This is a genomic window from Marinobacter sp. G11, assembly GCF_021282325.1.
GTDB classification, from domain to species: Bacteria; Pseudomonadota; Gammaproteobacteria; order Pseudomonadales; family Oleiphilaceae; genus Marinobacter; species Marinobacter vinifirmus.
Map to the genome: position 1 here is coordinate 253,592 of NZ_JAJSPB010000002.1, position 7,322 is coordinate 260,913.

A 7,322-nucleotide genomic window follows, 5' to 3' on the forward strand; every position below is an offset into this window, starting at 1 on the left:
AACAAACATACACGCAGGTAGCCCATGGTCAGGAACGCACTGGACACCGACATAGCATGGCAGCTGATTCTCGATGCCGCCAACCGCAGCAACATCACCTTGCCGGCGCCGGGGTCTGATCAGCCCGCCCTGAAAATCAACGGCAAAGGCTGGGAGCTGGTACAACCCGCCAGCGAACAGGTGCACAGTCTCTTTTCTCTATTTATGCCCCTGTGCCGGCCGCTGGAAGACGCCAACAGCATCCGGGTGATTGGCCAGTTAGGCCAGAGCCTGGATGGCCGCATCGCCACCGTGACCGGCTGTTCCCGATTTATCAATGGCGATGACGGCATTACCCACCTGCACCGAATTCGCGCCCTGTGTGACGCGGTTGTAGTGGGCGCAGGTACCGCAAGCACAGACAACCCCCGGCTGACCGTTCGCCGTGCACCCGGCCGGAACCCGGTACGGGTGGTTATCGACCGCCACGAACGGGTACCGGCAAGCCATCACCTGTTTACCGACAAAGCGGCCCCCACCCTGCACCTGGTTGCCGGGCACTATCAGCCGGGCCAGCAGCGCATAGAGCCCGGTGCCGCCACCCGGGTGCCCTGCCTGGGCAGCAGCAGCGACACGCAACCGGTCGACCCCAAGCATATTCTCGAGGTGTTACAGGACTTTGGCTTGCGCAAGATTTTTATCGAAGGCGGCGGCGTGACCGTGTCGTCGTTTCTGCGGGCCGGCCTTCTGGACCGGTTGCATGTGATGGTGGCGCCGATGATTATCGGCAGTGGCCGCCCGGCCTTTTCCCTGCCAGAGATTGACCAGCTTGATGAGGCCCTGCGGCCGGAAGCGCAGTTGGTTAACCTGGGGAGCGATATGTTGTTTGACCTGTCTTTCTACCCGGACCGTAGCTGATCAGCGCCCGGAAACCAGTACCAGGGCACCAGGCAGGCTGGCCAGAAACACCATAGCGCCATAGCCGACACTCAGGGCCACACCCTGCTCCGCAGGCAGGCCGGCCAGCGGCCAGAGCAAAGCGGCTGCGCCCTCGCGAACACCCCAACCGGAAATGGTGACAGGCACCGCCATCGCCAGCAACAGCAGCACACAGAGCCCGGCCAACATCGAGGGGGACACGCCCGCCCCTAAGACATCCATATCCGCCGCCAGAAGCAGGAAGACCGACAGGTAAGTACCCAGCACCAGCAGGGAGGTCAGGCACTGCAAGCAGGCATTGCGCCAGCCATAGAAAGCCTTCCGAAGATCTGCACCCAGGTTTCGCAAATAACTCCCTAGCCTGCTTCCATTTTTCCGGCGAAACATCAGGGAAGCACCCACACCAGCCAGCACCAGAGCCACCATGCCGGCCCCAGCGCTAAGTGACGTTCCAGCGTAAGCAGCCTGAAGTTCAAACCGGCCTCCCAGCCACAGCGCCGTCGTCGCCAGCACTGCCACCGGCAACAGCACCAACTGGCCAGACAAGCGCTCCAGCATCACAGCATGGACGATAGCCCTTGTGGCGTTGCCAGATAGCGGCTCACCCACCGGGACGCGGGCGTGCCGCCAGGCACGGTTCACATCCCCCATAACGCCGCCCGGCAAAACCTGGTTCAGGAAGCCGGCGAGATAGTATTCACGGATTGCCACCGGATAGCTCAGGGAAACCCCGAGCCGGCGGGCGGTGAACCACCAACGCCAGGCGGACAACGCCACCTGTGCCACCGATACCGCCAGCATCAGGGAGATGAAGGGAACAGAAAGTCTGGCCAGGGACGCTCGCAACGCCCCGGTATCCAATAGCGACAACACCAGCCCGAGCAAGGCTACCGTAACCAGCCATCGAAGGATCAGGCGGGTGGCCATGCCAGCAAGTCCTCGTGTTCGACGGAAATTCGCAGCTCGCCGGCAGCGAGTTGCTGTTTTCGGGCATGGAGCCAGCGGTTGATTTCTGCCCCTGCCGAAGGCTGTTGTTCGGTCGCTGCCCGGGCCCAGCCCGTCATTAACAAAAGCGCCAGGTCCTGCTCGCCCGAATCCAGCTGCCAGGGGCTGGGCGCTACAGACACCTGGTAGCCACTGGTCACCAGCAAGGCCCGCAGCCGGCGGGTGGCATCTGGCCCAAGTGCGGCACCGGTGCCCTTCTCGCCATGTTGATGCTGGTTGACCAGCGCCCGGAGCCGGTCGTCTGACGGGTGTTCAGGTGAAAGCTCAAAGCGCCCACTGTAGCTGAGCACAACATGAACAGCCGCATTGCGGGCAACCACGGCACGTACCAAAGCCTGCAACCATTCGTCACTGACCAGGTCAATCAATGCCGAAGCACAGACCAGGTCAGCATCTGCCGGCAGCTCATCCTGCATATTGCCTGCCGACAGGCTTTCTGTCCTTAAGCTTACCGATACGCCGGTACCCTGAACCCGCTCCGCCGCGGTGCCGGCCAGGCTGCCGTCGGGCTCGATAAGGGTCCAGTTCTGCGGCCCGGGCAGGCGGGGCGCAAGGTACACTGGGTTCGACCCCCGGCCAGTACCAACATCCACCAGTTGCAGGGGCCTGACGGTGTCCCGGGTACGCTGGTAACGATGCTGACGAACCTGTAGCCAGGCCGCCAGCTGGTCTGTGAGTTTCGGGTTTCTTGCCCGATGATCCGACGGCTCCCTGGCCCGCAGCCAGAGATCATCAAAGCGAGCAGGATCTGCAGTTTGTTCGCTATCGAGGCCAGCCACGAAGTCCCCGGCGGTGTCTCGCCAGCGCCGTATCCTGGCCCGGCTTTCACGGGCTCCGGCTCTCAGGCGCGCCAGTTCGTCGGGGTTCTCAAGCAACCTCGCCAGAGCCTGCCCAAGTGCAGCAATGTCACCCGCCGGATACAGCTGCACACCCGAACGGGCACCGGTTTCCCTCAGTGCGCCACCATCGGAGCTGAGCACTGGCAGGCCGCAGGCCAGGGCCTCATCCACCACCATGCCATAACCTTCATACTCCGAGGGCAGCACAAACAGGTCAGCCTGCTGATAGGCATTCCACAGCCCGGTTTCAGAGACCTCACCGGTCAGTCGAATACGACCGGCCAGCCCCGACTCATGTACCTGTGCCTTCACCTCCGCCGAATACATCGAATCTCTCTGATCGCTGCCAAGCAGGGTACAGAGCCAGGCATCCGTTGCCTGCTCAGCCAGCGCCTGCACCAACTGGTGTTGGGCCTTGCGAAGGGACAAATGCCCCACACACAGGATCTGCACAGTATCTGATGGATCTCGGGCTGGCTCTGAGCATGTCGACAGAGCAAAGAATTCGTCATCAACGGCAGGCAAAGCTGCAGTAACCGAGGCGACCGGCACCCCATAATGAGCCAGCCTGCGGGCCGTGTAATAGCTGGTGGTGAACACCTTGCAAACACAGGCGAGAGCCCGGGTTTCGGCATCCTTAAGCCAGGCTTGTTCGGCGGCTGACAGCCCGCTTTCGTCTGCCAATGGGTGATGTACCAGCGCCATCAGCTTCAAACGCTTCCGGTGGCGCTCCAGCACCTCGGGCATTCCACCCATCGCCAAGCCGTCCAGAACAACGGATGCGCCCTCTGGCAACGCTTTCAAATAGCGGTCCATGGCATTGATGGCTGCGCCATCCGGCCGGGGGAACTCGCCCTCCAGCCCATCAAGATGAACCTTCAACCCTGTGTCTGCCAGGGCCTCAGCAAGTTTGCGTACATACCGGTAGCCCCCGGTGTTCTGTTGAGGGTCTCCGGGCACCACAAACCAGAGTTCAGATACCGGCATGGTAGCTGGCCCAGGCAATATGGGATTCGCCCAGGGTTACTTTCAGGCTGACCACACCCTTACCGTCTTCGCCCAACCGGCCGGCATGGATGGCTGCAGCCATGCGATCAAACACCACCTTGGCCATGAACTCGGTGGTGGTGTTGCGTCCGGCAAGTTCGGGCAAGTCGTCCAGGTTCTTCATGTTAAATTCAGAAAGCACTTCTTTGAGCAGTTCTGAAGCCTGGCCAATGTCGACAATCAGGTCATTGCTGTCGAGCACATGGCGCTCGAAGGTGACGTCTACCACATAGGTGGCACCGTGCAGCCCCTGGGCCGGGCCGAAAATATCTCCGTTAAAGCTGTGGGCGATCATCATGTGATCGCGAACGGTCAAACTGAACATCTGGATTTCCTTTTAGTAAACAATACGATGGCAAAGTGCATCGGCACCGGGCCTGAGTATATCGGCCGCCACCTGTGGAAGTGCTTCAAAACGCGACTCACCGCTGATCAGAACATCCAGCTCCGGGGCAGCCAATAACTCGAGGGCCAGCGCCAGCCGCCTGCGATGATCCCAGCGCGGGCGCCGTTCCGCCGGCAGATGGCCAACCTGGCTGGATTTCAGCGTTAGGCGCCCGGGATGGAAGGCCTGCCCCAAGGGTACCTGAACGGGCTGGTCTCCATACCAGCTGAGTTCAATTACCCGTGCCTCAGCCCCGGCCAGGGCCAATGCCGTCGCCAACCCCGCGGGTTGGCCGGACGCGTGGATCACAAGGTCACAATCGGCAATATCCGGTTCAGTGGAGAAAGCAAAGCCCAGCCGTTCGGCCACTGCCTGCCGTTGCCCGTTCGGGTCGATGGCCAGCAGTTCCACACCGGGAATCCGGCTAACCAGCCATGCTGCCAGCAGCCCCACCACACCCAGGCCAACCACGGCAACGCGATCCCCGACCGCCGGCTGGGCATCCCAAACGCCGTTGACTGCGGTTTCCATATTGGCGGCCAGTATCGCCCTGGCCGGCGGCACTGCAGCAGGCAGCGGAATAACGGCCTCGGCCGGCACAGAATAACGCCGCTGGTGCGGGTAAAGGCAGAACACCCGTTGGCCTTGCAAATCGGCTGGCCCGTTCAGCACCTCGCCAACACTGGCGTAGCCATACTTCACCGGCCCGGGAAAATCCCCTTCCTGAAACGGCGCCCGCATACGCTGGTGCTCGGTGACCGGCACCCTCTGGTTGTACACCAGAGATTCCGTCCCCCGGCTGATCGCCGAATAAAGGGCCTGAACCACCACCTGCCCGGAGCCTGGTTGAGAGCGCTCCGGCTCCGGAGCCGGCCGGAGTTCCGATGCCTGAAACCCGGTTATCCAGAAGGCTTCGTTCTTATTTAGTTGCATGAAGAGTCCATTTTCTGATTGGCTGCGTACGCAAAAACAGTATCCCCAAACTATAGTTACAAAACGGGGCCTTGCTCACGCCACTTACAGGCTATACGGACGCAACGGTGTATGGATTCCATCAGCACCACAACCACGCCCACATCCACCACAGCGAAAGACCTCGTTGTTGGGGGCTTCACACTTTTTGTGTTGGCATTAGCCCTGCAACTGGCATTCAGCCTGCCCGCCGGCTTTCTTGCTCTCAGTGCTGTGCTCTATGCAGTCCAGGGCGCTCTGATTCTTCGTTACTGGCCGGGGCGAAAGCCTTTTGGTTGGGCCAATCGGGCCACCCTCGCCCGTTCGGTTATTGTACTGGCACTGATCGCCTGGGCACCCTATCTCGGCGGGCAGCCGGCCCCGGCACTCTGGACCTATGCACTGCTCAGCCTGGCAGCCCTGATTCTGGATGGCGTGGATGGCAAAGTCGCCCGCGCCACTGGCAGCCACAGCGAATTCGGTGCCCGTTTTGATATGGAGCTCGACGCGCTGTTTATCCTCGGGCTTTGCCTTGCCGTACTGGCACTCGATAAAGCCGGCACCTGGGTGTTAGCCCTCGGCCTCATGCGTTATGCCTTTATCGCCGCCAGCCTTGGCTTTGCTTGGCTCAACGCCAACCTGCCAGACAGTTTTCGCCGCAAAACGGTTTGTGTCTGGCAGGTGGTCACCCTGATGGTCGCTGTTATTCCCATCATTCCACCGGCTTTTGCCAGCCTCACCCTCGGGCTTGCGCTTGTACTGCTTGCCTGGTCGTTTTTTGTGGACGTGCGCTGGCTTTATCAACGGAGACACAACCATGACTCTGCCAAACCTTAAAGCAATCACCGCCTCTGCCCTTCTGCTCCTGCCGCTGGCCCTGCAAGCGGAGCCCGCTAAATTTGTGGTGGATGAAGAGCATTTCTCCATGAGTTTCGAAATCATGCACGTGGGCTATGCCCCGGTTATGGGCATGTTCCGGGACGTTGAAGGAGAGTTTGAATACGACGAGGAAACCGGAGAGCTCAGCTCAGGCAAACTGATATTCAAAACCGCCAGCGTGTTCACCAACCACGAAAAACGTGATGACCACGTGCGTAACAAGGACTTCCTGAACGCCGGAGCTCATCCCGATATCACCTTTGTGGTCACCGGCTTTGAAAAAACCGGAGACAACACCGGCACCGTAACCGGCGACCTCACCCTCCTGGGCCAGACCCGCCCCGTGGATATAGACGTCACCCTGAACAAAGCGGCCGAGTACCCCTTCGGCCATGAGGAGTACACGCTGGGTATCAGCGCAGAAACTGTCATCAAACGTAGCCACTGGGGCATGACCTACGGCGTCGACAACGGCATGGTAGGCGATGAAGTAACGCTGCGGTTCGGTTTTGAAGCTATTAAAGAGGGCGGCTGGTTCTGATCATTGTGCGAATTGCTACCCCTCGGTTTTCGCTGCTTTATTTTTTAGTACCCTAACGATAGATTGATCAACCTTTCCCATTCAGCTGGCCTGGTTCGATCATGTCTGACGCCCACAAATCCGATCTGCTGCTTGTTGTCGTTACTCTGTTCGCAGCATTCGGCTGGATGTTCTCCAAAGAAGCGGTGCTGATGATGCCACCGTTAATGTTCATGGCAGCCCGGTTTCTGATAGCAGGCAGTGTGCTGGCCCTGATCGCCCTGCCGTCACTCCTGCGCCTGAGCGCAGACCAGCTTGGCCGCGCCGTTGGCGTGGGCGCCGTGTTCGGCATCGCGATGACTTGCTGGATTATGGGCCTGTTCCACGCCGAGAGCATGGGCGAAGGTGCCTTTCTGACCAGCCTGGGTGTGGTGATTGTGCCGGTACTGGCGCGACTGGTATTTGGCGAACCACAACCCATCAGCACCTGGCTGGCCATCCCCATCGCCGTCTCCGGCCTGGCATTGCTTTCCCTGGAAAACGGCTTCCGGCCAGACCCCGGACAACTCTATTTCGTGGCCGCAGCGTTCATCTTCGCGTTGTATTTCACCCTGAATACCCGGGCCGCCAACCAGCGCACCGTGGTCAACAAGCGCGGCGAAACCATCCAGAAACAAAAGGTACCGGCATTACCGCTAACGGCCATGGCGTTGCTGACCGTGGGATTGGTTACCCTGGCTGAATCCGCCATCAGCGAGCCCTGGGCGCCCACCCTGAC

General features: G+C 60.4%; 8 protein-coding genes. 4 read left to right on the forward strand and 4 right to left on the reverse strand.

Features of this window, described 5'->3' with window-relative positions:
• Positions 1-24: 24 nt before the first annotated feature.
• Entirely contained in the window at positions 25-897 is an 873-nt protein-coding gene (locus LWH94_RS02535) for a RibD family protein (protein WP_232901136.1), read from the forward strand.
• On the opposite strand, the gene LWH94_RS02540 is transcribed toward LWH94_RS02535, so the two are convergent.
• Genes LWH94_RS02540 through LWH94_RS02555 form a run of 4 tightly spaced genes read right to left on the reverse strand, consistent with a single transcriptional unit; the run spans position 898 to position 5,127 of the window.
• Positions 898-1,845, reverse strand: coding sequence for a lysylphosphatidylglycerol synthase transmembrane domain-containing protein (locus LWH94_RS02540; RefSeq protein WP_232901137.1), 948 nt, complete (start codon positions 1,843-1,845; stop codon positions 898-900).
• A complete protein-coding gene (locus LWH94_RS02545) occupies positions 1,830-3,749 on the reverse strand; it encodes a glycosyltransferase (RefSeq protein ID WP_232901138.1) in 1,920 nt (639 codons plus the stop codon). Before LWH94_RS02545 ends, LWH94_RS02540 begins: the two co-directional genes overlap by 16 nt.
• Positions 3,736-4,134, reverse strand: coding sequence for a 6-pyruvoyl trahydropterin synthase family protein (locus LWH94_RS02550; RefSeq protein WP_022989063.1), 399 nt, complete (start codon positions 4,132-4,134; stop codon positions 3,736-3,738). Before LWH94_RS02550 ends, LWH94_RS02545 begins: the two co-directional genes overlap by 14 nt.
• 12 nt (positions 4,135-4,146) lie before the next feature.
• Positions 4,147-5,127 (reverse strand): zinc-dependent alcohol dehydrogenase, encoded by a 981-nt coding sequence (locus LWH94_RS02555; RefSeq protein ID WP_232901139.1) that lies wholly within the window; start codon positions 5,125-5,127, stop codon positions 4,147-4,149.
• Between the two features lie 111 nt (positions 5,128-5,238).
• Here LWH94_RS02555 and LWH94_RS02560 point away from each other — a divergent pair, with 111 nt between their 5' ends.
• The 3 genes from LWH94_RS02560 to LWH94_RS02570 all read left to right on the forward strand — a co-directional run.
• The gene (locus LWH94_RS02560; protein ID WP_232901140.1) at positions 5,239-5,982 is read left to right on the forward strand and encodes a CDP-alcohol phosphatidyltransferase family protein; all 744 of its coding nucleotides are present in this window, start codon (positions 5,239-5,241) and stop codon (positions 5,980-5,982) included.
• Complete coding sequence (locus LWH94_RS02565) at positions 5,963-6,565, forward strand: YceI family protein (protein ID WP_232901141.1); 603 nt, start codon at positions 5,963-5,965, stop codon at positions 6,563-6,565. Before LWH94_RS02560 ends, LWH94_RS02565 begins: the two co-directional genes overlap by 20 nt.
• A gap of 101 nt (positions 6,566-6,666) precedes the next feature.
• On the forward strand, positions 6,667-7,322 hold a 656-nt coding region (locus LWH94_RS02570; protein WP_232901142.1), incomplete at its 3' end, for a DMT family transporter.